This is a genomic window from Micromonospora sp. LZ37, assembly GCF_059359015.1.
In genome coordinates this window covers 107,115-127,853 of record NZ_JCADBL010000006.1, presented here as the reverse complement: position 1 = coordinate 127,853, position 20,739 = coordinate 107,115, and the positions used below count along the sequence as shown (strand labels likewise).

General features: G+C 74.6%; 19 protein-coding genes. 6 read left to right on the top strand and 13 right to left on the bottom strand.

Annotated elements, in window-relative coordinates; genetic code table 11:
• The first annotated feature begins 79 nt into the window (after positions 1 to 79).
• Together AC5L3Z_RS14830 and AC5L3Z_RS14825 are read left to right on the top strand one after the other, a co-directional pair.
• Entirely contained in the window at positions 80 to 457 is a 378-nt protein-coding gene (locus AC5L3Z_RS14830; RefSeq protein WP_334523365.1) for a DUF742 domain-containing protein, read from the top strand.
• Between the two features lies 1 nt (position 458).
• Positions 459 to 1,052, top strand: coding sequence for a GTP-binding protein (locus AC5L3Z_RS14825; protein ID WP_334523368.1), 594 nt, complete (start codon positions 459 to 461; stop codon positions 1,050 to 1,052).
• Between the two features lie 133 nt (positions 1,053 to 1,185).
• Here AC5L3Z_RS14825 and AC5L3Z_RS14820 read toward each other — a convergent pair whose 3' ends face one another.
• From AC5L3Z_RS14820 to AC5L3Z_RS14810, 3 genes are all read right to left on the bottom strand, one after another.
• On the bottom strand, positions 1,186 to 2,412 hold the full coding sequence (locus AC5L3Z_RS14820; protein ID WP_494842376.1) for an ABC transporter substrate-binding protein: 1,227 nt from the start codon (positions 2,410 to 2,412) through the stop codon (positions 1,186 to 1,188).
• Positions 2,413 to 2,544: 132 nt separating this feature from the next.
• Positions 2,545 to 5,157 carry a transposase gene (locus AC5L3Z_RS14815; protein WP_494842374.1) on the bottom strand — a complete coding sequence of 871 codons (2,613 nt, stop codon included), beginning with the start codon at positions 5,155 to 5,157 and terminating at the stop codon, positions 2,545 to 2,547.
• A gap of 30 nt (positions 5,158 to 5,187) precedes the next feature.
• Complete coding sequence (locus tag AC5L3Z_RS14810; RefSeq protein WP_494842372.1) at positions 5,188 to 6,141, bottom strand: SatS C-terminal domain-containing protein; 954 nt, start codon at positions 6,139 to 6,141, stop codon at positions 5,188 to 5,190.
• A 118-nt stretch (positions 6,142 to 6,259) separates the two neighbouring features.
• Here AC5L3Z_RS14810 and AC5L3Z_RS14805 point away from each other — a divergent pair, with 118 nt between their 5' ends.
• A complete protein-coding gene (locus AC5L3Z_RS14805) occupies positions 6,260 to 6,601 on the top strand; it encodes a PadR family transcriptional regulator (RefSeq protein ID WP_334615187.1) in 342 nt (113 codons plus the stop codon).
• 33 nt (positions 6,602 to 6,634) lie between these two features.
• Here AC5L3Z_RS14805 and AC5L3Z_RS14800 read toward each other — a convergent pair whose 3' ends face one another.
• The 10 genes from AC5L3Z_RS14800 to deoC all read right to left on the bottom strand — a co-directional run bounded on the left by AC5L3Z_RS14800 (position 6,635) and on the right by deoC (position 18,237).
• The gene (locus tag AC5L3Z_RS14800) at positions 6,635 to 7,303 is read right to left on the bottom strand and encodes a permease prefix domain 1-containing protein (protein ID WP_494842370.1); all 669 of its coding nucleotides are present in this window, start codon (positions 7,301 to 7,303) and stop codon (positions 6,635 to 6,637) included.
• A 58-nt stretch (positions 7,304 to 7,361) separates the two neighbouring features.
• Positions 7,362 to 9,401 (bottom strand): thiol reductant ABC exporter subunit CydC, encoded by a 2,040-nt coding sequence (cydC, locus tag AC5L3Z_RS14795; protein ID WP_494842368.1) that lies wholly within the window; start codon positions 9,399 to 9,401, stop codon positions 7,362 to 7,364.
• The gene (gene cydD / locus AC5L3Z_RS14790) at positions 9,398 to 11,074 is read right to left on the bottom strand and encodes a thiol reductant ABC exporter subunit CydD (RefSeq protein WP_494842366.1); all 1,677 of its coding nucleotides are present in this window, start codon (positions 11,072 to 11,074) and stop codon (positions 9,398 to 9,400) included. The genes cydC and cydD overlap by 4 nt, the downstream gene beginning before the upstream one ends.
• Positions 11,071 to 12,078 (bottom strand): cytochrome d ubiquinol oxidase subunit II, encoded by a 1,008-nt coding sequence (locus AC5L3Z_RS14785; RefSeq protein WP_494842364.1) that lies wholly within the window; start codon positions 12,076 to 12,078, stop codon positions 11,071 to 11,073. The genes cydD and AC5L3Z_RS14785 overlap by 4 nt, the downstream gene beginning before the upstream one ends.
• Positions 12,079 to 12,088: 10 nt before the next feature.
• Positions 12,089 to 13,339: a cytochrome ubiquinol oxidase subunit I gene (locus AC5L3Z_RS14780; RefSeq protein ID WP_494842362.1), complete on the bottom strand. Its 1,251-nt coding sequence runs from the start codon at positions 13,337 to 13,339 to the stop codon at positions 12,089 to 12,091.
• 229 nt (positions 13,340 to 13,568) lie between these two features.
• Positions 13,569 to 14,474 (bottom strand): M56 family metallopeptidase, encoded by a 906-nt coding sequence (locus tag AC5L3Z_RS14775; RefSeq protein WP_494842360.1) that lies wholly within the window; start codon positions 14,472 to 14,474, stop codon positions 13,569 to 13,571.
• Between the two features lie 10 nt (positions 14,475 to 14,484).
• Positions 14,485 to 14,916 carry a BlaI/MecI/CopY family transcriptional regulator gene (locus tag AC5L3Z_RS14770; RefSeq protein ID WP_334523397.1) on the bottom strand — a complete coding sequence of 144 codons (432 nt, stop codon included), beginning with the start codon at positions 14,914 to 14,916 and terminating at the stop codon, positions 14,485 to 14,487.
• A 107-nt stretch (positions 14,917 to 15,023) separates the two neighbouring features.
• Positions 15,024 to 15,848 (bottom strand): aldehyde dehydrogenase family protein, encoded by an 825-nt coding sequence (locus AC5L3Z_RS14765; RefSeq protein WP_494842358.1) that lies wholly within the window; start codon positions 15,846 to 15,848, stop codon positions 15,024 to 15,026.
• Positions 15,841 to 17,271: an aldehyde dehydrogenase family protein gene (locus tag AC5L3Z_RS14760; protein ID WP_494842356.1), complete on the bottom strand. Its 1,431-nt coding sequence runs from the start codon at positions 17,269 to 17,271 to the stop codon at positions 15,841 to 15,843. The genes AC5L3Z_RS14765 and AC5L3Z_RS14760 overlap by 8 nt, the downstream gene beginning before the upstream one ends.
• A gap of 6 nt (positions 17,272 to 17,277) precedes the next feature.
• Positions 17,278 to 18,237: a deoxyribose-phosphate aldolase gene (gene deoC / locus AC5L3Z_RS14755; protein ID WP_494842354.1), complete on the bottom strand. Its 960-nt coding sequence runs from the start codon at positions 18,235 to 18,237 to the stop codon at positions 17,278 to 17,280.
• A 134-nt stretch (positions 18,238 to 18,371) separates the two neighbouring features.
• Here deoC and upp point away from each other — a divergent pair, with 134 nt between their 5' ends.
• The 3 genes from upp (at position 18,372) to AC5L3Z_RS14740 (ending at position 20,467) form a co-directional block, all read left to right on the top strand.
• On the top strand, positions 18,372 to 19,004 hold the full coding sequence (gene upp / locus AC5L3Z_RS14750) for a uracil phosphoribosyltransferase (RefSeq protein WP_334523407.1): 633 nt from the start codon (positions 18,372 to 18,374) through the stop codon (positions 19,002 to 19,004).
• Positions 19,005 to 19,133: 129 nt separating this feature from the next.
• Positions 19,134 to 19,706 (top strand): VanZ family protein, encoded by a 573-nt coding sequence (locus tag AC5L3Z_RS14745; RefSeq protein WP_494842352.1) that lies wholly within the window; start codon positions 19,134 to 19,136, stop codon positions 19,704 to 19,706.
• Positions 19,707 to 19,789: 83 nt separating this feature from the next.
• Positions 19,790 to 20,467, top strand: a complete 678-nt coding sequence (locus AC5L3Z_RS14740) for a GOLPH3/VPS74 family protein (RefSeq protein ID WP_494842350.1) — start codon at positions 19,790 to 19,792, stop codon at positions 20,465 to 20,467.
• The last annotated feature ends 272 nt before the right edge of the window (positions 20,468 to 20,739 follow it).

Sequence of the window (20,739 nt, the reverse complement as noted above, 5' to 3'; positions counted from 1 at the left end):
CAGGGCAGCAACGACAACAACCAGGACGGGTTCCACCGGGCGAGAGCCGGTGGCGGGTACGAGGGAGGTGAGCGGCGACATGGCTGATCGAGACGAACCGACCGGGGCGTTGGTCCGTCCATACGCCGTGACCCGTGGTCGTACCCGTCCCCGGCTCGACATCGCCCTGGAGGCGCTCGTCGAAACGACGGTGCGCGGTCGCGCCGTTGCCACCGGCAACGGCGGTCAGGGCCGCGAACACCAGTACATCGCCGCGCTGTGTGACGGACGTGTGCAGTCGCTGGCCGAGATCGCGGCGCGGTTGCAGCTCCCGCTCGGCGTGGCCCGGGTGCTCATCGCCGACATGGCGACGGACGGCCTGGTCGCGGTCCACGAGCCGACCATCCTGGACGACTCCGACGACGCGTTGGGCACTGAACTGCTGGAGAGGGTGCTGAGTGGACTTCGCAGGCTCTGACATGTCGCACCGCCCGCCGACCCCGGCCGGGCGCGTGACGTCGGCGAAGATCGTAATCGCCGGTGGGTTCGGCGTCGGTAAGACGACGCTGGTCGGTTCGGTCTCGGAGATCACGCCGTTGACCACCGAGGCCATCATGACCTCCGCGGGCGTGGGCGTCGACGACACCCGGCAGGTGCCGGGCAAGACGACAACCACGGTGGCGATGGACTTCGGCCGTATCTCGATCGACCGGGACCTGATCCTCTACCTGTTCGGTACGCCCGGTCAGACGCGGTTCTGGTTCATGTGGGACGAACTGGTCCGTGGCGCGATCGGTGCCGTGGTCCTGGTCGACACCCGCCGGTTGGCCGACTGCTTCGCCGCCATCGACTTCTTCGAGCACCGGCGGCTGCCGTACCTGGTGGCCATCAACTGCTTCGACGGCATGCAGTACCACGACCCGCAGGACGTCCGGGACGCGCTGGCCATCTCCAGCGACGTGCCGGTGGTGGCCTGTGACGCCCGGAACCGGGAGTCGACCAAGCACGTGCTGATCTCGCTGGTCGAGTACGTGCTGACGATGCGCCGCTCGCGCGCCGTCGCCCCGGCCTGATCGACCGGTACGCGCCCGGCGGTGGCTTCGGCCGCCACCGGGCGCGTCTGGCTGCCCAGCTGCCGCCCGGCGGCACCGGGCTCGACTGCCGTTCGGTGGCACCGGCCGGACGCCTCGACGACCCCGGGACGGGTCAGGAGACCCGGACCCAGCTGCCCTGGCTGACCGTGTAGGTGCCCAGCGAGTCGCGCTCCATGCCACCGTGCCGGTTCGGCGTGAAGGCGTACCCCCCGGCCAGCCCGTCGGCGACCTCCCTCTGGAGGTAGGCCCGCATCCGTCCAGGGTCGACGCTGCTGGACAGCCGCGCCGCGTCGGCGAGCAGTTGCACCGCGTCCGAGGCGTACGGGGCGAAGCCGCTGAAGCTGCCGTGCTGCTGGATGTAGCGGAAGACGAAGTCGCGGCGGGCCAGCGCGGCGGTGGTGGCGTTGGTCAGGGTGGAGCCGGCCAGGCAGGTCGGGTGGACCGCGTACGCACCCTCCACGGCGGAGGCGTTGCTGCCCTGGAGGGTCTCCTCGGCCACCCCGGACGGGTCGAAGAAGAGCGGGCCCTGCAACCCGGCCCGGCGCAACGCCCGGGAGGCGCTGCCGGTGTCCGGGGCCGCCGCCCAGACGATCACACCGTCCGGGTCCCCGGACATCGCGCGGCGGGCGGGCGTGGTGAAGCTGACACCGGAGCGGGGCAGCCGTACCGTGCGGTCCAGCTCGACGCCGGCGGTGCGCAGCGCCGCCGACACGGCCCGTACGCCCGAGTCGCCGTGCGGGCCGTCCGCGGCGACCAGCGCCACCCGCCGTAGGCCCTTGCCGCTGATCAGCTGGGCCATCCGCCGGGCCACGTCAGCGGCGTCCGGGGTGAGCTTGTAGATGTACGTCCGCTGGGCGAGCGGCAGCACGATCCCGTCGCCGGGGGCGAGGGAGATGAACGGGGTCCGCAGCCGCTGGGCCACCGCGACGGCGGCCAGCGAGGTCTCGGTCAGCGTGGTGCCGATCAGGGCGTGCACCTGGTCCCGGCGGACCAGCTCGGTGACCTGCTGGGCGGCCTCCCGCGCGTCGCTGCGGTTGTCACGCACCAGCAGCCTCACGCGGCGGCGCAGGTTGCCCACCTGGAAACCGTTGGCGTTGAGGGACTCCAGGGTGATCCGGAGGGCCCGTTCCTGCAACACGCCCAGCGCGGCGCCCCGGCCGCTGAGTTCCAGGCTGACGCCGATCAGCAGCTCCGGGCCGCCCGGTGAGGCGCTGTCCCCCGGCTCCGCCCGGCCCGGCGCCGGGCCCTGCCCGCAGCCACCGAGCAGCAGCGTGCCGGCCGTCGCGGCGAGCACTCCCCGGCGCGTGAGCAGGAACGAGTCGATTGCCGGTGTCGCCATTGGAGTCGCCTTCCCACCCCGGCGTCACCTGTCGCCGCCGGTTTCGCCGGTATGCTCCCGGCCGCCGTCACCCGGCGTCAAATTTTCCGGGTGTGGGTAGGAACACGCAGGTGGAGGGCGGTGTGGCGACGGTCAGGAGCGGTAGCCGGCGGACCGGAACTCGTACTCCCGGTCGTCGTCGCGCTCCGCGGGATCGCGGCTGAAGTCCCAACCCCCGGCCGACTCGCGGCCCGGTCGCCCACCCACCGCGAACCCGCCGATCTCCTGCCCGCGGCGCCAGCCGCGGAAGTAGCCGGTGGTGTTCTCGGCGAGGCTCGCCGCGTCCCGAACGATCCGCAGTGGACGCTCCTCGCGCAGCGGCGACCCGGGGACCAGGTTGGCCTGGGGCACCCGCTTGGGCAGGCCGGCGGAGGTCTCCGCGCCGACGGCCGGACGGGCCGCCTGCTCGGCGGCCTGCCAGCCGGTGTCCGCCGTGGTGGACCAGTCCATGTCGGACTCTTCGCTGTGCCCGACGAACCACGCGGACTTGGCCGCCGCGAAGATCAGCAGGTCGCCGTCGCCCTCGTCGGAGACCGGTGGCGGCCGGTGCTCCATCGGGGCCGGTCGGTGCTCGATCGGATCGGGGCGGTGCTCCAACGGGTCGGGGCGACGCTCCAGCGGCCGGCGCTCGGCCGTTTCCGGACGGCGTTCCAGGGGCGTCCGGCGCTCGGCCGTCTCGGGGCGGCGTTCCAGGGGCGCCCGGCGCTCGGGCGTCTCGGGGCGGCGCTCCAGGGGCGCCCGGCGCTCGGCCGTCTCGGGGCGGCGTTCCAGCGGCGTCCGGCGCTCAGCCGGGTCGGGACGGCGCTCCGGGGCCGGCCGGTCGGCGCGGGCGGCACGGGCTGCTTCCTCCCGCTCCACCAGGCGCAGCGGCGGCGTCTCCAGGTGCGGATCGGCCGACGGGTCGAGCCCGTCGCGCAGCGCCCGGTCCGCCAGTGGCGGCGGCTCGACGAGCCGCAGCATCGGCGGCTCCTGGGGCAGGTCGTCGGCGAGCCAGGGCGGGGTGACCCGCCGCTCCGCGCCCGGGTCGGTCGGGGCGTCCACCTGCCGGCCGGCGCGCTCGCCGTACGGCGGCACGACCGGGTTGTTGGCGGAGCTGTCCGCCGGATCCTCCGGGTTGTTGACCAGCGGCCAGTTCGCCCGGGACCCCGGCGGCGCGGACTCCTGGTCCGGGCGGGGGGTGGGCACCGGCACGCTCAGGTCGGTCGCGCTGAAGCCACCGGTGGGCGCGGAGAGCGCGCCGGTGGTCTTCGGGCGCGGCGGGATCACGGTGCGCTGCCGCTCGCGTTCGGCGCGGGCGTTGTTGATCGCGGCGGTGGTCAGGGTCGGCCGGAACGGCTCACCCGCCTCAGCGGGGGGTACGGCGCCGCGCTGGGCCGGGGCGATCGGGGTGATCCCCGGTGGCGGCGGCGGGGGCGCGGAGACCGGACGGTTGGTCGGGGCGTCCACCCCGCGGCGCACCACCGGCATGGCCGGGTCGGTACGCGCCGGTGGGGCGGAGATCGGGGTGCCGGCCGAGGCGGCCGGGGTGAGCGGCTGCGGGGCGACGGGCGGCGGCGCGACCGGTGGGGGCGCGACCGGTGGGGGGCCGAGCGGCCGGGGCGACGGCGGCAGCGCCCCGCCGGAGACCGGCTCCGGGCGGCTGCGCCGTCCGGTGGGGGCGGGCGGCTCGGGGTTGGCCGAGCGGACGGTACGCAGGCCGGTACCGGTGCTGCTGAGGCCCGGCAGGTCACCGACCGGCTCGCCACGACGGGCGGCGGCGCGGCGACCGGGGACCGGCGCCGGCGTGGTGACGCGGGCGTTGAGCGCGCCGACCAGCGCCTCGCAGCCCGCGTCGCAGGCCCGCACCGAGGCGACCGCCTGTCGGACCGTCTCGGCCACCGCGGAGGTGAGCGCCCGGTTGACGGTGGCCCGGCGGGGGGTCTCGGAGATGGCGACCCGCAGCGCGGTCACCGCGGCGTCGATCTCGTCGGCCTCGGCGACGCCGTCGGCGGCGAGGTGCGCCGCCACCGCGTCCGCGGCCACCGAGACCTCGCGGCCGCGGGTCACCGTGCCGGTGAGCATGCTCGGCTCCGGGAGCGCGTCCAGCACGGCGAGCGCCACCCGCTCGGCCGGGTCCGGGTACGCCCGGAGCGCGGCCGGGTAGAGCTCGCGGAGCACCTCGCGCAGCGCCACCGCCGCGGAGTGCCGGCCGCTGGAAAGGGCGGCGTGCGCCGCCAGGACCTGCTTGTAGCCGACGAGGCCGCCCGGCGCCGGAAGGGTGACCGCGGAGAGCGCGCCGGCCTGGAGGGCGCGGGCCAGGCCCACCGCCCGCCGCTCGGCCGGCGGGGACTGCATCTCCTCCAGGGAGTCGTCGTCGGCGAACCGCTCGGCGAAGTCGTCGACCGAGTCGTCGTCGGCGAGTGCCAGCGGACGCCCCGCGGCGATGAGCAGCGAGGTGACCGAGTGGTCGTCGCTGTCCGCCGCGATCGCCGCGCCGCTCGGTCCGCCCGAACGCTCCACGAGCAGCGTGACCAGCTGGGCGTAGCCCGCCGCGTCGTCGCTGATCTCGCAGACGTGCAGCAGACGACCCGCGTCATCGACCACAGCGGACGTCAGCGACGAACCGGCCGATGCCGATCGGTCGGCCGGATCCGCCGAGGCCAGACCGCAGTACACGCGCACGAGCGCCACGGCGTCGTCCTCCCTCCCGGGACACAGGTCTTCCATCTGCCAGAGACTGATGCTCCCCGCTCGGGGTCAGTCGCGCCAGTCCACGACGGCAGAGATCTTGCCGACAATGGTGCGCCAACCCAAACTCGCGGTCTGCGCGCCGATCTTCTTCAACCGTCGCCGGCCCAGGAATGCACCGATTCCGCCGTTGACAGAGGCGCGCAGCGCCTCATCGAGATCGTCCAGGCTGGAGCCGGTGGAGAGCATGTCCAGCACGGCTGGTAGCCGCAGCGCGTACGCCAGGTCACGGGCGACCTCGCCGGCCTCGATCAGGAGCGTGGGATCCCAGGTGTCGTGCCCGCCGCGCAGGTTCTCCACCACCAGGTCCAGCTCGTAGGTGTCCTCGTCGAGCGGGGCGATGTCGGCCGGTTCCACCCGTTCGGACAGTTCATTCCAGCCGTCCAGTTGGGACAGGTCGTTGGGCGCACCGGAACGGATGAAACTGACCAGGGCCTCGGGGGTCTTGAAGAGCAGCAGCCGGCCCTTGTGGGTCAGGAAGGCCGGCACCTCCTCGTCGCCCGCCGCGTCGTCGGCGTCCTCGTCGGTGTCGCCCTCGGTGTCGGTGCCGGTGGCGGTGGCGGTGGCGGCGGGCTTGCGCCGGTCGGGCCGCTCGGCGTCCTCCTCCTCCTCGGCGGAGAGGGCGGCGAACTCCTCGTCGAGGATCACCACCTCCTCGTCGTCCTCGATCTCGACGGCCTGGCGACGGGCCAGGAACGGGTCGTCCTCGTCGCGTTCGGTGACGTCCGTCGGGGTCAGCTCGCGGGCCGGCCGGTACGCCCGCAGGGTGAATCCGGTGCCGGCGGGCAGCGCGATCTCCACCGGGTCGATGCGCAGCTCGTCCCAGAGGGAACGGTCGGCCTCGCCGCGCGTCACCTCGGGCTCGAGCGGCCCGTCGGTGGTGTCGAGCTCGGGCTCGTCGGCGTCGGGCCGTTGGGGCGACTGGCGGGCCACGCTGACCTCCGTGTGCGTCGGGTTGCGCACCCGGCGGCGCGTGCGGCCGCCGAGTGACTCTGGGCACATACCCTAGTGGTCGGCCGGGCGGTGCCGGACCCGGCACCCCGGTGGCGGTCCGTGCGGCGGACAAGTAGCCTTGCTACGTATGAAGGCTCAGGCGCTGCACGGACACCTCGACGCGCTCCTGCTGGCGGTCCTGGAACAGGGCGCCCTGCACGGCTACGCCATCATCGAGGCGCTGCGCGTCCGCAGCGACGGCAACCTGGATCTGCCCACCGGCACCATCTATCCGGCCCTGCGCCGGCTGGAGCGGGCCGGGCACGTCGCCAGCTCCTGGAGCACGGTCAACGGCCGGGAACGGCGCACGTACGAGCTCACCGGCTCCGGCCGCCGGGCGCTCTCCGACGAGCGGGCCGGGTGGCGGGAGTTCAGCTCGACCGTGGCGCGCTTCCTCGGCCCCGACGAGCCGCCGGCCACCCCGGCCTGACGGCGGGCGAGGATCGGGCCTCCTCGCGTCCGGTCACCGGGCAGCGGTCAGCCAGGACCGGGCCGCCCGCGCGAGCGAGAAGTAGGCCGCGCTCGCGACGACCACGCCGATCATCATCGGCGGCCAGGTCAGGGCCGCGTCCCAGAGCTCCACCGACCAGGCGAAGAGGGCCACCCCGCTGACCGCGCCGAGCGCCAGCGCGCCGGTCAGGCCCAGCCCGAGCAGCTGCCCGCCCGGCACGGCGACGCGACCGCCGCGGGCCGCCGCGAAGCCGGCGACCAGCCCGACCGCCGCCAACCCGGCGACGACCAGCCAGATCCAGTTCATCGACGCCGAGAGCAGCTGGTAGCCCTGCGGCGGCGGGGGGCCGTCGCTCCAGCTCGACCCCCGCCAGGTCAGGTCGCCGGCCGACACCAGCACGAGGGCGATCGCGAGCGCCCGCAGGGACAGGCCACGCAGCGCCCCCGCCGCCAGCTCGACCTGGTAGGCGGGCGCCAGCTGCGCCGCGGTGCCGAACTCGGCCACCGCCCGCCGCTCGGCCTCCGCCGGGGACAGCCCACCCTCCCGGTACGCCTCGGCGGCGTCGGTCAGCGCGTGCCGCAGCTCGGCGATCAGCTCCGCCTTGAGCCGGGCCGGCCCGCGCAGCCGGTCGTCCAGCTCGCGCAGCCGCTGCTCCACCCGTACGTCGTCACACCCGCGCATGGCTCCACCCTGCCACCCGGGGCGGGCGGTGACCTCGGGGAGATCCCCGGAACCGGGGTCAGGGTGCCAGAGCGAGGTAGCCCCGCTCGGCCGCCTCCTGGAGCAGCCACTGGTCCCGGTACCAGCCCGGGGCGGCCACCAGCTCGGCGTGCCGGCCGCGCTGCACGACCCGGCCGGCGTCCAGCACGACGACCTCGTCCAGCCCGTCGAGGCCGCTGAGCCGGTGGCTGATCAGCAGCACCGAGTGCCCGGCCGGGGTGGCGGCGAGCGTCGAGGCGAGCACCGCGTCCGCCGCCGCCGGGTCCAGCCCCTCGGTGGGCTCGTCGAGCACCAGCACCCCGGGTGCGGCGAGCAACGCCCGGGCCAGCGCGAGCCGTTGCCGCTGCCCGCCGGAGAGCTGCCCGCCCTCCTCGCCGACCACGGTGTCCCAGCCGTCGGGCTGTTCGCGTACCCAGTCCAGCAGGCCGGCCGCCCGGGTCGCCGCGGCCAGCTCCTCCTCACCGGCGGCGGCGCGGCCGAGCAGCAGGTTCTCCCGGACCGAGGCGTGGAAGACGTACGCCTCGGCGAGCAGCCCGCCGATCGCCCGGGGCAGCTCCTCCTCGGGGTAGGCCGACAGGTCGACGCCGTCGAGGGTGACCCGGCCGGCGGCGGGGCGGACCACCCCGGTGAGCACGGCGGCCAGGGTGCTCTTGCCGGCGCCGCTCGGCCCGACCACGGCGACCCGGCGCCCGGCCGGCAGGTCCAGGTCCACCCCGTCCAGCGCCGGCGCCGCGCCCTCCCGGTAGCGGACGGTGACCCCCTCGAAGCGGACGTCGTGCGGGGCGGCGGCGCCCACCGTGGCCGCACCGGTGGCGGCTCCCGTCGTGCCGTCGGCCGGCGCACCGGCGGTGGTCGGCACGGCACCCGGGGCGGCCGGGGCGGCTGCCGGGCCGGTCGGCTGGGGGGCCGAAAGCGGCTCGGTGAGCAGGGCCGCGACCCGGGCCAGGCCGGTGCGGAGCTGGCTGCGCTGCCGGGCCGCGCCGACCAGGGCCAGGGCGATCTCCACCGCGGCGAGGGTGCCGACCGCCAGTACGCCGACCAGGACGCCGTCCACCCCGGCGCGCAGCGCGGCGAGCACCACGCCGCCGGCGGTCAGCCCGGCGACGAGCACCCCGGCCGCGTCGACGGCGAAGCCGGTCGCGGCGAGCCGGCGTTCCAGTCGGGCCAGCCGCTCGGCGTGCCGTTCGGCGCCGGCCAGGGCCTGCCCGGTGGCGCCGAAGGCGGCCAGGTCGGCCGCGCCGTGGGTGAGGTCGACCGCGTCGGTGGCGAGCGCCCCGCGCAGCGGCGCGACCTGGTCGGCGGCCCGCCGGGTGAGCATCGTGGCCAGCGCCGGCAGGACCACCCCGGCGACCAGCAGGCCGGCGGCGAGCGCCCCGGCCGCGGCTGGCGAGATCAGCGCGGCCCCGCCCACGGCCAGCACCCCGACCAGCGCGGCGGCCGCCGCCGGTACGAGCACCCGCAGGAGCAGGTCCTGGACGGCCTCGACGTCGGAGACGAGGCGGCTCAGCGCGTCCCCGGTGCGTTGCCCGGCGGGGGCCCGGCGGGCGGCCAGGGTGGCGAAGACCCGGGCCCGGACGTCGGTGATCAGGCGGAGCACGGCGTCGTGGCCGGCGAGCCGTTCGGAGTACCGGAACACGCCCCGGCTGATGGCGAGCGCCCGGACCGCGACGATGGCCACGGTCAGCCGGTCCAGCGGCGGCCGGCCGGCGGCGCTCATCAGCAGCCAGGTGGCGGTGGCCATCAGGGCCAGCCCGGCGAGTTCGGTGGCCGCCGCCAGCAGCCCGGCGCCGACCAGCCGGCCCAGGTAGGGCCGGGCCAGCCGCAGCACCGCCCGCTCGGCGGCCCGGGCCGGCCCGTCGTCGCCGGTGGTGCTCCCGGTCGGGCGGCCGGGCCCGGTCCGGTCCGGCGCGGTGGTCGTGGGGGCCGCCAGCTCCGGCGGCGTGACCTCGGCCGGCGTCGGGCTGCCCGGGTCGCGGCCGGCCGGGGTCACCCCGTCGGCGGACACTCCGTCCGGCACGGGGTGGCCGGGCTGGTCGGGGCGGGTGGGTCCGGTGCTCATCGGGTGGCCTCCCCGACCGGCGTCGCCGTCAGCTCGGTGACCCGGCCCTCCTCGACGCGCAGGATCCGGTCGGCGTCGGCGAGCAGCGCGGGCCGGTGCGCGACCAGCAGCGCGGTACGCCCGGCCACCAGCCGCCGGGTGGCGTCGAGGACGACCGCCTCGCTCGCCGTGTCCAGCCGCGCGGTCGGCTCGTCGAGCAGCACCAGCGGGGCGTCCCGGAGGAACGCCCGGGCCAGGGCGACCCGCTGCCGTTGGCCGCTGGACAGCCCGTACCCGCGCTCGCCGAGCGTGGTGGCGAGCCCCTCGGGCAGGGCCGCGACGACGTCGTCCAGCGCCGCGTCGGTGACCGCGGTGGCCAGCGCCGCGTCCGGGGTGTCGGGGGCGCCGAGCCGGATGTTGTCGGCCAGTGAGGCGGCGAAGAGGTGGGCCCGCTGCGGCACCCAGGCCAGCTGCCGGCGCCAGGCGTCGAGGTCGACGTCGGCCAGGTCGACGCCGTCCACGGTGACCCGGCCGGAGGTCGGGGTGACGAAGCCGAGCAGCAGGCCGAGCAGGGTGCTCTTGCCGGCGCCGCTCGGCCCGATGACGGCGATCCGCTCGCCGGGGCGGACGGTCAGCGTGACGTCCCGCAGCGCGGTGGTCCGCTCGTACTCGACGGTCACCGCCTCGAAGCGGATCTCGCCGCTGCCGGCCGGCGCGGGAACGGGCGCGGTGGCCGGTGCGGTGGCCGGCGTGGCGGAGACCGTCAACGCCTCGTCCAGCGCGGTGAGCCCCTCCATGCTGGCGTGGAACCGGCTGCCGGCCGCCCGCAGCGGCAGGTACGCCTCCGGGGTGAGCAGCAGCACCAGCAGCGCGGTGGAGAGGGCGATCCCGCCGTTGAGCAGCCGGATACCCACCGGCACCGCGACCAGCGCCACCGACAGGGTGGCGACCAGCTCCAGCACCAGCGCGGAGAGGAAGGCGATCCGCAGCGTCTTCATGGTGGCGACCCGGTGCCCGTCGGCCATCCGGCGCACCACCTCGACCTGGGCGCGGGCCCGGCCGAACGCGCGCAGCGTGGGCAGCCCGGCGACCATGTCCAGGAAGTGCCCGCCGAGCAGGGAGAGCCGCCGCCACTGCCGTTCGGTGGCGGCCTGCGCCTGCCAGCCGAGCAGCGCGCCGAAGACCGGGATCAGCGGGATGGTCAGCGCGATGATCAGTGCCGAGCCCCAGTCGGCGAAGACCAGCCGGGCCAGCACGGCCAGCGGCACGGTCACGCTCAGCACGAGCTGGGGCAGGTAGCCGGTGAAGTAGGCGTCGAGCGCGTCCAGGCCGCGTCCGGTGAGGGTGGCGAGCTGCCCGGCCCGCTGGCCGGCGACCCAGCCGGGCCCGTGCCGGCCGACGGCGGCGAGCAGGTCCGCGCGGAGGGCGGCCTTCACCGTCGCCGCCGCCCGCGCCGCGACCGTGCCCTGCCCCCAGGTGACCAGCGCGCGCCCGCCGACGGCGGCGACGAAGCCGGCCAGCGCGGGCCGGTCCAGCCGACCGTCGAGCGCGGTGGCGAGCAGCGCGGCCAGCGCGGTCGCCTGCCCGATGACCAGCAGCGCGGTGAGCCCGCCGAGGATCGCGAGCACGGCGAGGTCGCGCCGGGCCCCGGGGACCCGACGCAGCAGACGCGGGTCGAAGGGACGGCGGTTCACCAGTACACCGGTGCCCTGCCGTCGGTCCGTCCCCGGAACACCCACCAGCACATTGCCTGAAAGCCTAGTAGGGCCGGCAGGAGCGGCAGCGCGAGCCAGCCCAGCAGGCGCAGTGTCGGCCCGCTGGCGGCCGCGTCGGCGACGGTCAGGGTGGCCGCCGGGTCGACGGTGGAGACCAGCACCGCGGGCCAGAGCGCCGCCCCGACCAGGGCCACCGGCAGGGCCAGCGCCGCGCTGGTCGCCGCGAAGGCCACCCCGGGCCGCCCGCGATGGAGCGCCGCCCGCGCCACCAGCAGGGCCGCGACCAGCAGCAACGGCAGGAGTACGGCGGACGCCGGCTGGCGCACGGCGTCGCGTACCCGGTCGGAGAGCAGGCCGAGGGCGGTGGCCGTGGCGACCGCGGCGAGCGCCACCGGGATCAGCCGGCGGGCGGTGCGCCCGACCGCCGTCGCCTCGGCGGCCGGCAGCCGCAGGGTGAGGAAGGTCGCACCGTGGGCCGCGACGAGGGCGAGCATCGCGAGCCCGGCGGCGGCGACGAACGGGGTGGCCAGGTGGGTCACCCCGGCGACGTGGCCGTCGGCGTGCAGGGGTACGCCCTGGAGCAGCCCGGCGAGCAGGGCTCCCCAGCCGAGTGCGGCGAGCGCGCTGCCGGCGACCACCACCCGGTCCCAGCGGGCGCGGGTCCGCTCCCGGTCGGGTCGGCTGCGCAGCTGCACCCCGGCGGTCACTCCGATCACCCCGAACAGCGCCCCGACGACGGCCGGGTAGAAGCCGGAGAGCAGCTCTCCCTCCAGGGTGGGGAAGGCGCCGAAGAGGATGCCGACGGCGGCGACCAGCCACACCTCGTTGCCGAGGAAGAACGGGCCGAGCGCGGTGAGCGCGGCGCGCCGGCGGGCGGGGTCGGCGCCCCGGGCCAGCAGCAGCCCGACGCCGTAGTCGTAGCCGCCGAGGACCAGGTAGGTGGCGAAGAAGAGGCCGAGCAGGGCGTACCAGGCGAGGTCCATCTCGGTCTCCTCAGGCGAAGGCGGGGGCGGATCGGGTCCCGTCGTCGGGCACGCCGGGTGGGCGGCCGAGCGCGGGATCGGCGGCGCCCCGGGCGGCGTGCCGGGCGAGCAGCGTCCAGTTGGTGACGGCGAGGGCGCCGAGCAGCAGGCTGAAGCCGATCAGCGAGGCGAGCATCAGCCCGGCGTCGACGTCGGTGACGGCTCGCTCGGTGGGCAGCAGCCCGTACGCCACCCAGGGCTGGCGGCCGACCTCGCGGGAGATCCAGCCGAGGATCACCGCGATGAAGGGCAGCGGCAGGGCGAACAGGGTCAGCCAGAGCGGGAAGCGCAGCCGGATGATCCAGTCCCGCCAGAGCAGGGGGAGCAGGAGCCAGACGCAGCCGAGGGTGAAGCCGATCAGGATCATGAAGCCGAGACCCACGTTGCTCAGTACGGGCGGCGTGTAGTCGCCGGGGCCGAACCGGGCGGTCCACTCGGCGACCAGCGTGTCGGCGGCCGGGCCGCCGCCGAACTTGGTGGGCTGCACCTGCGACACCGGGCCGAACTGGGCGAAACCGAAGCCCTGCACCAGGGTGACCGCGATCGCGGCGGTGACCAGGCCGATCCGCAGCGAGGTGCGGAAGAGCGCGAAGTCCGGCGTGCGGCGGATGAGGTGCCCGGCGCTGACCGCGGCCATCAGCAGCCCGCCGGTGAGCAGCGCCGCGGAGATCACGTGGCCGAACGCCATGCCGAGGCTGGGGTTGGTGAGCAGCGCGGTGAAGTCGGTGAGGTGGGCGACGCCGTCGCGCAGCTCGTAGCCGACCGGGTTCTGCAACCACGAGTTGGCCACCATGATCCAGAACGCGGAGGCGTACGCGGTGAGCGCGACGCCCCAGAGCAGCGCCAGGTGCACGCCCCGGCGCAGCCGGTGCCATCCGAAGATCCACATGCCGAGGAAGGTGGACTCCAGGAAGAACGCCACCAACGTCTCGATCGCCAACGGGGCCCCGAACACGTTCCCGACGTAGCGCGACAGCCCGCTCCAGTTCAGTCCGAACTGGAACTCCATGACGATGCCGGTGGCGATGCCGAGCACGTAGTTGATCACATAGAGCTGGCCCCAGAAGCGGGTCAGCCGCTCGTACGCCGGGTTGCGGGTCAGGAACCAGGCGGTCTGCAGGCCGACCAGCAGCGTGACCAGGCCGAGGGTGACCACCACGAAGAGGAAATGGAGCGAGGTCGTGGTGGCGAACTGCAGGCGCGCGAGGAGCAGGGTGTCCATGACCGCTTCCCAGAGGTTGGCTCTCTTTTCGTAGACAGCCTACACGTAGTTTCTCTACGCATAACTACTACGCCTCGTAGTGCAAGATACTACGACGACACGTAGTAGATCGAGCCTCGGGCCTGCCAGATCGCGCTCCAACGTGGAAGTAGTGGCCTCCCCGCCGCGGAGAGGCCACTACTTCATGGATCCAGCACGATCTCGCGAGTGCGCCGGGCGGCGCCGGAGGTCAGCTCAGGAAGAGGGAGATCGGCAGCGCGACCAGGACGGTCGCCACCGTCAGCGCGGCGGCCCCGATCAGGCGGGGCGGCCGGTCGGGGAGCATCAGCCGCTGCACCCGGACGTCCAGGTCCCGGTCGCCCATGCCGAGCGCTCCGGCCGGGGTGATCCGGTCGCCGCAGGCCGCGAAGCGGCGCAGCGCGCCGGCCAGCGGAATCTCCGCGTGCAGCTCCCGGGCCTTGTCGTCGGCGCGCATCTCGACCAGCAGCGCGACCCGCTCGTGCGCCGCGCGTACCCAGCCGAACCAGGGCAGCGCCCGGCAGAGCGCGGTGAACGGCAGCAGCACCAGGTCGTGCCGCTCGTCGGCGTGCGCCCGCTCATGGGTGAGCACCGCCTCCAGCTCGGCCCGGTCGAGCAGGCTCAGCGTCCCGGCGCTGACCACCACCCGGGGCCGCACCCCGGGCAGGCAGTACGCCGCGGCGCTCGGGTGGTCCAGCACCAGCGCGCCCGGCACGGTGGGGTCCCGGCGGGCGACCAGGGTGAGCAGGTCCCGGTGCCGGCGCTGGGCGCGCACGGTCGCGTGGATGCTGCGGACCGTCGTGGTGAGCAGCACCGCGCCGATGCCGAAGCCGATCCCGACCAGCCCCAGGTGCGCGGCGTTCAGCCCCGGCGGGAGCGTGCTGTGGCTCAGGTCGGTGGCGAGGGCGAGCAGCGCGCTGCCGGTCGGCCGGTCGTACGCGGCCAGACCGGCCGCCATCGGCAGGCCCATCGCGGAGAGGCCGAGCGCCAGCCCGACCGCCTGCCAGCAGACGATGGCCACCCGGGGGGCGCGCCACGTCCAGGTCGAGCCGGCGAGCACCTGCGCGGTGAGATAGCAGGCCAGCATCGACACGGCGAAGTGCACGGCGAACGCCATGGCCGCCGCCCTACCGGTCCGTCGCCTCGTCGGCGAGCCGCGTCCGCCGGCCCCGCGGGTCCTCGACCCGGTCGGTCAGGCCGGCCTCGGCGCCGAGCGCCGCGCGCAGCACGTCGGCCTCGGTGCCGGTCACCGAGCGGGCGAAGCGCACCAGCGCGGCGTCCCGGCTGCCGCCGAGGTCGAGGGCGTCGAGCATGAGCTGGGCGATGTGCGCCTCGCGGCTGGCCGCGGCCCGGTAGCGCCAGGCCCGCCCCTCCCGCTCGCGCTGCACCATGCCCTTGCCGGCGAGCCGGTCCAGCACGGTCATCACCGTCGTGTACGCCAACTCCCGGCCGTCGAGGGCGTCGGCGACCTCCCGCACGGTCACCCCGTCCGACGTGGCGGGGACCGTGTCCCACAGCACGTCCATCACCGCACGCTCAAGATCGCCCAACCGAGTCACCCCGTAATCCTACCCCCCGTAGTAGAACCTTCCCAGGGCAGGAGTCGCGAGCTGAACCCGCACGCGGACGCCGTCCGGGGCCGGAAACCCCGGACAGCGACCCGCGATCACACCCCCTTGGGGTGCCAGACCGTCTTCGTCTCCAGCAGGGTGGTCATCCGGGTGACGCCCGGGTCGGCGGTCCAGTCGTGGTCCGCCGGCGCTGGCCGGAGCACCCGCTTGAGGTTCTGCGCCGCCTTCACCTCGAGGTCGGCCGCCAGCGAGGCGTCGGTCACCCCGGTCAGGTCGATGGCGTTGACGTCCATGTGCGCGGCCAGGGTCGGCACCGTCTCCGACAGCCGGCCGGTCAGGATGTTGACCACCCCGCCCGGCAGGTCGGAGGTGGCCAGCACCTCGGCCAGGGTCACCGCCGCCAGCGGCGCCGCCGGCGAGGCCGCCACCACCACGGTGTTGCCGGTGACGATCGCCGGGGCGATCACGCTGACCAGGCCGAGCAGCGCCGGGGCCTCCGGGGCCACCACGGCCACCACCCCGGTCGGCTCCGGCGCGGAGAGGTTGAAGTACGGCCCGGCGACCGGGTTGGCGCCGCCGTACACCTGGGTCAGCTTGTCGGACCAGCCGGCGTACCAGACCCAGCGGTCGATCGCGGCGTCGACCTCGTCCGCCGGCACGCCGAGGGCGACGAACTGCTCGCGGCGGCCCTCCAGCATCTCGGCGACCCGGTAGAGGATCTGACCCCGGTTGTACGCCGTCGCCCCGGCCCAGCCCTTCACCGCGGCGCGGGCGGCGACCACCGCGTCCCGCGCGTCCTTGCGGGAGGCCAGGGAGACATTCGCGTCCTGCACGAGATACGACCGTCCCGACTCGCTGCGCGGGAACTTCCCGCCGATGAAGAGCTTGTACGTCTTGCGTACCGCGACCCGCTCAGACATTGAGGTAGCCCTCCAGCCCGTGCCGGCCGCCCTCGCGACCGTAGCCCGACTCCTTGTAGCCGCCGAACGGCGAGGTGGGGTCGAACTTGTTGAACGTGTTGGCCCAGACGACGCCGGCGCGCAGCCGGTCGGCCATCCAGAGGATCCGGGATCCCTTGTCGGTCCAGATCCCGGCCGACAACCCGTACGGCGTGTTGTTGGCCTTCTCCACGGCCTCAGCCGGGGTACGGAAGGTGAGCACCGAGAGCACCGGGCCGAAGATCTCCTCGCGGGCGATCCGGTGCGCCTGGGTGACCCCGGTGAAGATGGTCGGCGCGAACCAGAAACCCCGCTCGGGCAGCTCGCACGGCGGCGACCAGCGCTCGGCGCCCTCGGCGGAGCCGGCGTCGGAGAGCTCGCGGATCCGCTCCAGCTGGGCGGCCGAGTTGATCGCGCCGATGTCGGTGTTCTTGTCCAGCGGGTCGCCGACCCGCAGCTGTGCCATCCGGCGCTTGAGCGACTCCAGCACCCGGTCGGCGACGTTCTCCTGGATCAGCAGCCGGGAGCCGGCGCAGCAGACGTGCCCCTGGTTGAAGAAGATGCCGTTGACGATTCCCTCGACGGCCTGGTCGATCGGGGCGTCGTCGAAGACGATGTTGGCGGCCTTGCCGCCCAGCTCCAGGGTGAGCTTCTTGCGGGTGCCGGCGACCGACCGGGCGATGGCCCGGCCCACCTCGGTGGAGCCGGTGAAGGCGACCTTGTCGACGTCCGCGTGCTCGACCAGGGCGCGGCCGGTGTCGCCGGCCCCGGTGACGATGTTGACCACACCGGCGGGCAGGTCGGCCTGCTGGCAGATCTCCGCGAAGAGCAGCGCGGTCAGCGGGGTGGTCTCGGCCGGCTTGAGCACCACCGTGTTGCCCGCGGCGAGCGCCGGGGCGATCTTCCAGGCCAGCATCAGCAGCGGGAAGTTCCACGGGATGACCTGCGCGGCCACCCCGAGCGGGCGGGGGTTGGCACCGAACCCGGCGTGCTCCAGCTTGTCGGCCCAACCCGCGTAGTAGAAGAAGTGCGCGGCGACCAGGGGCAGGTCGACGTCGCGGGACTCCTTGATCGGCTTGCCGTTGTCCAGGGACTCCAGCACGGCCAGCTCGCGGGAGCGCTCCTGGATGATCCGGGCGATCCGGAACAGGTACTTGGCCCGGTCCCGGCCCGGCATCGGACCCCAGACCCGCTCGTACGCCTGGCGGGCGGCGCGGACCGCGCGGTCCACGTCCTGCGCGCCGGCCTCGGCGACCTCCGCGAGGACCTCCTCGGAGGCCGGGTTGATCGACTTGAAGCTGCCACCGTCGGTCGGGTCGACGAACTTTCCGTCGACGAAGAGCCCGTACGAGGGCTTGATGTCCACCACCGAGCGGGACTCGGGGGCGGGTGCGTATTCGAACATCGGCTCTCAGTCCAGGGTGAAGTAGTCGGGACCGGAGTAGGTGCCGGTCGTCAGCTTGGTGCGCTGCATCAGCAGGTCGTTCAGCAGGCTGGACGCGCCGAACCGGAACCAGTCCGGGTCGAGCCAGTCCGCGCCGACGGTCTCGTTGACCATCACCAGGTACTTGATCGCGTCCTTGGTGGTCTTGATGCCGCCGGCCGGCTTCACGCCGACCTGTCGTCCGGTGGCGGCGCGGAAGTCGCGGACCGCCTCCAGCATCACCAGGGTCACCGGGAGCGTGGCCGCCACCGGAACCTTGCCGGTGGAGGTCTTGATGAAGTCACCGCCGGCCAGCATGGCCAGCCAGGAGGCCCGCCGCACGTTGTCGTAGGTGGCCAGCTCGCCGGTCTCCAGGATCACCTTCAGGTGGGCGTCCCCGCAGGCTTCCTTGGTGGCCACGATCTCGTCGTAGACCTCCTTGTATCGCCCGGCCAGGAACGCGCCCCGGTTGATCACCATGTCGATCTCGTCCGCCCCGGCCTCGACGGCGGCCCGGGTGTCGGCGAGCTTGATCTCCAGGGGCGCCTGGCCCGAGGGGAACGCGGTCGCCACGCTGGCCAGGTGCACGCCACTTCCGCGCAGCACCTCGGCCACGTACGGGACCATCGCCGGGTAGACGCAGACCGCGCCGACGTGCGGGCAGGACGGGTCGGCCGGGTCGGGGCGCAGCGCCTTGGCCGCCAGCGCCCGCACCTTGCCGGGGGTGTCCGCCCCTTCGAGGGTGGTCAGGTCGACCATCCGGATGGCCAGGTCGATCGCCTGGGCCTTGGCGGTGGTCTTGATGGAGCGGGTGCCGAGCTGTGCCGCCCGCTGCTCCGCGCCGACCTGGTCCACGCCGGGCAGGCCGTGCAGGAAGGTCCGCAGAGCGGTCTCGGATCGTCCCAGCTCGGAGAGGTCCGACCGGGCCGACGTCGCTGTCGCCGTCATGCCCCGAATACTACGCATCCGGCCCTCCAGTGATCTTGGTCACGGTGACTCCGTCGGGCGGCGTACGTGAGCGGCGTCGCTGGTCGCCCCGCAGCCGCAGTGCGGACTCCGGGCGACCGGTAGGTTGAGCGATCGTGGACGTACACGTCATTGACCACCCGCTCGCCCAGTCGCGGCTGACCGCCATGCGGGACGCCCGGACCGACTCCTCGTCGTTCCGGGCCGCGCTGCACGAACTCACCACCATGCTGGTGTACGAGGCCGCGCGCACCTTCCCGGTCGAGAAGTACCCGGTGGCCACCCCGGTCACCGGTACCGAGGGCACCCGGCTGGCCAACCCGCCGCTGCTGGTGCCGGTGCTGCGGGCCGGTCTGGGCATGGCCGACGCCGCGCTCGGCCTGCTGCCGGAGTCGTCGATGGGCTTCGTCGGCCTGGCCCGCGACGAGCAGACGTACGAGCCGCGCGCGTACATGGAGTCGCTGCCCCGCGACCTGGCCGGGCTGCCGGTGCTGGTGCTCGACCCGATGCTGGCCACCGGCGGCTCGCTGGAGCACTGCTGCCGGCTGCTCGCCGACCGGGGCTGCACCGACATCACCGTGCTCTGCGTCCTGGCCGCGCCGGTCGGCATCGAGCGGCTGGAGCGCTCCGGCCTGCCGCTGCGTCTGGTCACCGCCTCGATCGACGAGGGCCTCAACGACAACAAGTTCATCGTCCCGGGCCTCGGCGACGCCGGCGACCGCCAGTTCGGCGGCATGCCCCGCTTCTAGTCCGTCCCGGTGCGGGCGACCACTCGTGGTGGTCGCCCGTAGTGACGCGTCCGCCGACGGCGGCGACCCGCGCTCGTGCGATCTTGTCCCCCGGTTGCACCACTCATTTCGATCATGCTGGGAGGCGTCGTGTCCGGCGCGCTGTACGAGATTTCCGCACTGGCCGTGGTACCGCCGTTGGCCGTCGTGCTCACCCTCGGAGCGTGGCTGGTGCTCCGGCGTCGCGGCACGCTGTCCGCCCGGCGGCTGCTGGCCTGGTGGGCGATGTGCTGGTACCTGCTGACCGTGGTGGCCGTGACGCTGTTCCCGCTGCAGGTCGCCCTGGGCGTCCACGGCAACAGGAGCCCCTGGTACGAAAAGGCCAACTTCATCCCGGTGCTCACCATCGACCCGACGACGTTCGTGCTCAACATCGTCATGTTCGTCCCGTTGGGCGTGCTGTTTCCCCTGGTCACGCGGATCCGCGACGTCCGGCAGGCCGCCCTCGTGTCGCTCACCGTCAGCGGCGTCGTCGAGCTGGTGCAGTTCCTCAGCAACGTCCTGGTCAGCAGCGGTCGCCTGGCGGATGTCAACGATCTGCTCGCCAACACGCTCGGCGGGGTGCTCGGTTTCCTGGCCTGGCGGGTGCTCGGGGGGCCGAGCGCCGCCGAGCGGTTCATGAACCGTGACCGGGCCCCACAGGCGCCGCAGACCGTGTCCTGAATCGTCGCCGCAGGGGTGGCCGCCGACACCCCGGTCTGCGGATCCGCGCGCCACGGTGCGGGCACCCGCTAGCGTCTGCGGCTATGACTGGTGTTGCGCTCGCCGAAGAGCTGCTGCTGCTGGCGTACGACGACGAGACGGGCCGGGCGACCATGCCCCGGATCAGCCTCGACCTGGGCATGGCCGCGGCCGTCCTGGTGGAGCTGGCGCTCGCCGGCCGGGTCGCGTACGCCGAAGGGTCCCTGGTGGCGACCGACCCCACGCCGGTCGGCGAGCCGATCATCGACGAGGTGCTGGCCCGGATGGCCGCGGACACCCCGCACACCCCGTCGTCCTGGGTGCAGCGGCTGCGGCACGGTCTGCGTGACCGGATCCTCGGCGACCTGGTGGCCCGGGGCGTGGTCCGGGACGTCGAGGAGACCGAGCTGGGCTTCATCGTCGTGCACCGGTACCCGACGGCGGACGCCTCGGTGGAGGCGGAGACCCGGGGCCGGCTCGCCGCGGCGCTGGCCAGCGGTCAGCTGCCCGACGAGCGGACCGCCGCGCTGGCGACCCTGGTGGCGGTGTTGCGGATGGAGCCGGCGCTCGGCCTGACCGGCGACGCGGCGGCCGCCGCCCACCGCCGGCTGGAGGAGATCGCCGGTGGCGCCGGCTTCTCCGGCAACGTCAGCCTGGACGACTCGGTCGTCCGCCCCTCGGTGGGCCTGGTCGTCGCCGCCCTCGGCCAGGCCGTCGACCAGGCCCTCGGCAAGCGCCCCTAGCGGGGCCCGGCGTACCGGACCCGCCGCTGTCCCGCCCGACCCGCTCGCCGCACGGTCTGCTCGGCGCGGGGCCACCCGTGATGCCGCGGGTCGGGCCGGGGTGGTCGCGCGCCGTCCGCCCGTCCAGCGGCGGACACCTCACTCACTCGCACGCTTTGCTCTGCTGCCGCGTACGCGACACTGGAAGCGCTCCCGTGTTGCGTTGGAGGCAGCAGAGCAAAGCGTGCGTGAGCGGGCAGCGGGCAGCGGGCAGAGGCGGCCGAGCTGATCAC

Bases quoted from the DNA above. Each gene is read 5' to 3' on its own strand.
- AC5L3Z_RS14775 (WP_494842360.1), bottom strand. From the start codon at position 14,474: ATGGCGTTCGCCGTGCACTTCGCCGTGTCGATGCTGGCCTGCTATCTC.
- AC5L3Z_RS14825 (WP_334523368.1), top strand. From the start codon at position 459: ATGTCGCACCGCCCGCCGACCCCGGCCGGGCGCGTGACGTCGGCGAAG.
- deoC (WP_494842354.1), bottom strand. From the start codon at position 18,237: ATGACGGCGACAGCGACGTCGGCCCGGTCGGACCTCTCCGAGCTGGGA.
- AC5L3Z_RS14830 (WP_334523365.1), top strand. From the start codon at position 80: ATGGCTGATCGAGACGAACCGACCGGGGCGTTGGTCCGTCCATACGCC.
- AC5L3Z_RS14740 (WP_494842350.1), top strand. From the start codon at position 19,790: ATGACTGGTGTTGCGCTCGCCGAAGAGCTGCTGCTGCTGGCGTACGAC.
- AC5L3Z_RS14780 (WP_494842362.1), bottom strand. From the start codon at position 13,339: ATGGACACCCTGCTCCTCGCGCGCCTGCAGTTCGCCACCACGACCTCG.
- AC5L3Z_RS14785 (WP_494842364.1), bottom strand. From the start codon at position 12,078: ATGGACCTCGCCTGGTACGCCCTGCTCGGCCTCTTCTTCGCCACCTAC.
- AC5L3Z_RS14800 (WP_494842370.1), bottom strand. From the start codon at position 7,303: ATGCGCGGGTGTGACGACGTACGGGTGGAGCAGCGGCTGCGCGAGCTG.
- AC5L3Z_RS14805 (WP_334615187.1), top strand. From the start codon at position 6,260: ATGAAGGCTCAGGCGCTGCACGGACACCTCGACGCGCTCCTGCTGGCG.
- cydC (WP_494842368.1), bottom strand. From the start codon at position 9,401: ATGAGCACCGGACCCACCCGCCCCGACCAGCCCGGCCACCCCGTGCCG.
- AC5L3Z_RS14820 (WP_494842376.1), bottom strand. From the start codon at position 2,412: ATGGCGACACCGGCAATCGACTCGTTCCTGCTCACGCGCCGGGGAGTG.
- AC5L3Z_RS14765 (WP_494842358.1), bottom strand. From the start codon at position 15,848: ATGTCTGAGCGGGTCGCGGTACGCAAGACGTACAAGCTCTTCATCGGC.
- AC5L3Z_RS14815 (WP_494842374.1), bottom strand. From the start codon at position 5,157: ATGGAAGACCTGTGTCCCGGGAGGGAGGACGACGCCGTGGCGCTCGTG.
- AC5L3Z_RS14760 (WP_494842356.1), bottom strand. From the start codon at position 17,271: ATGTTCGAATACGCACCCGCCCCCGAGTCCCGCTCGGTGGTGGACATC.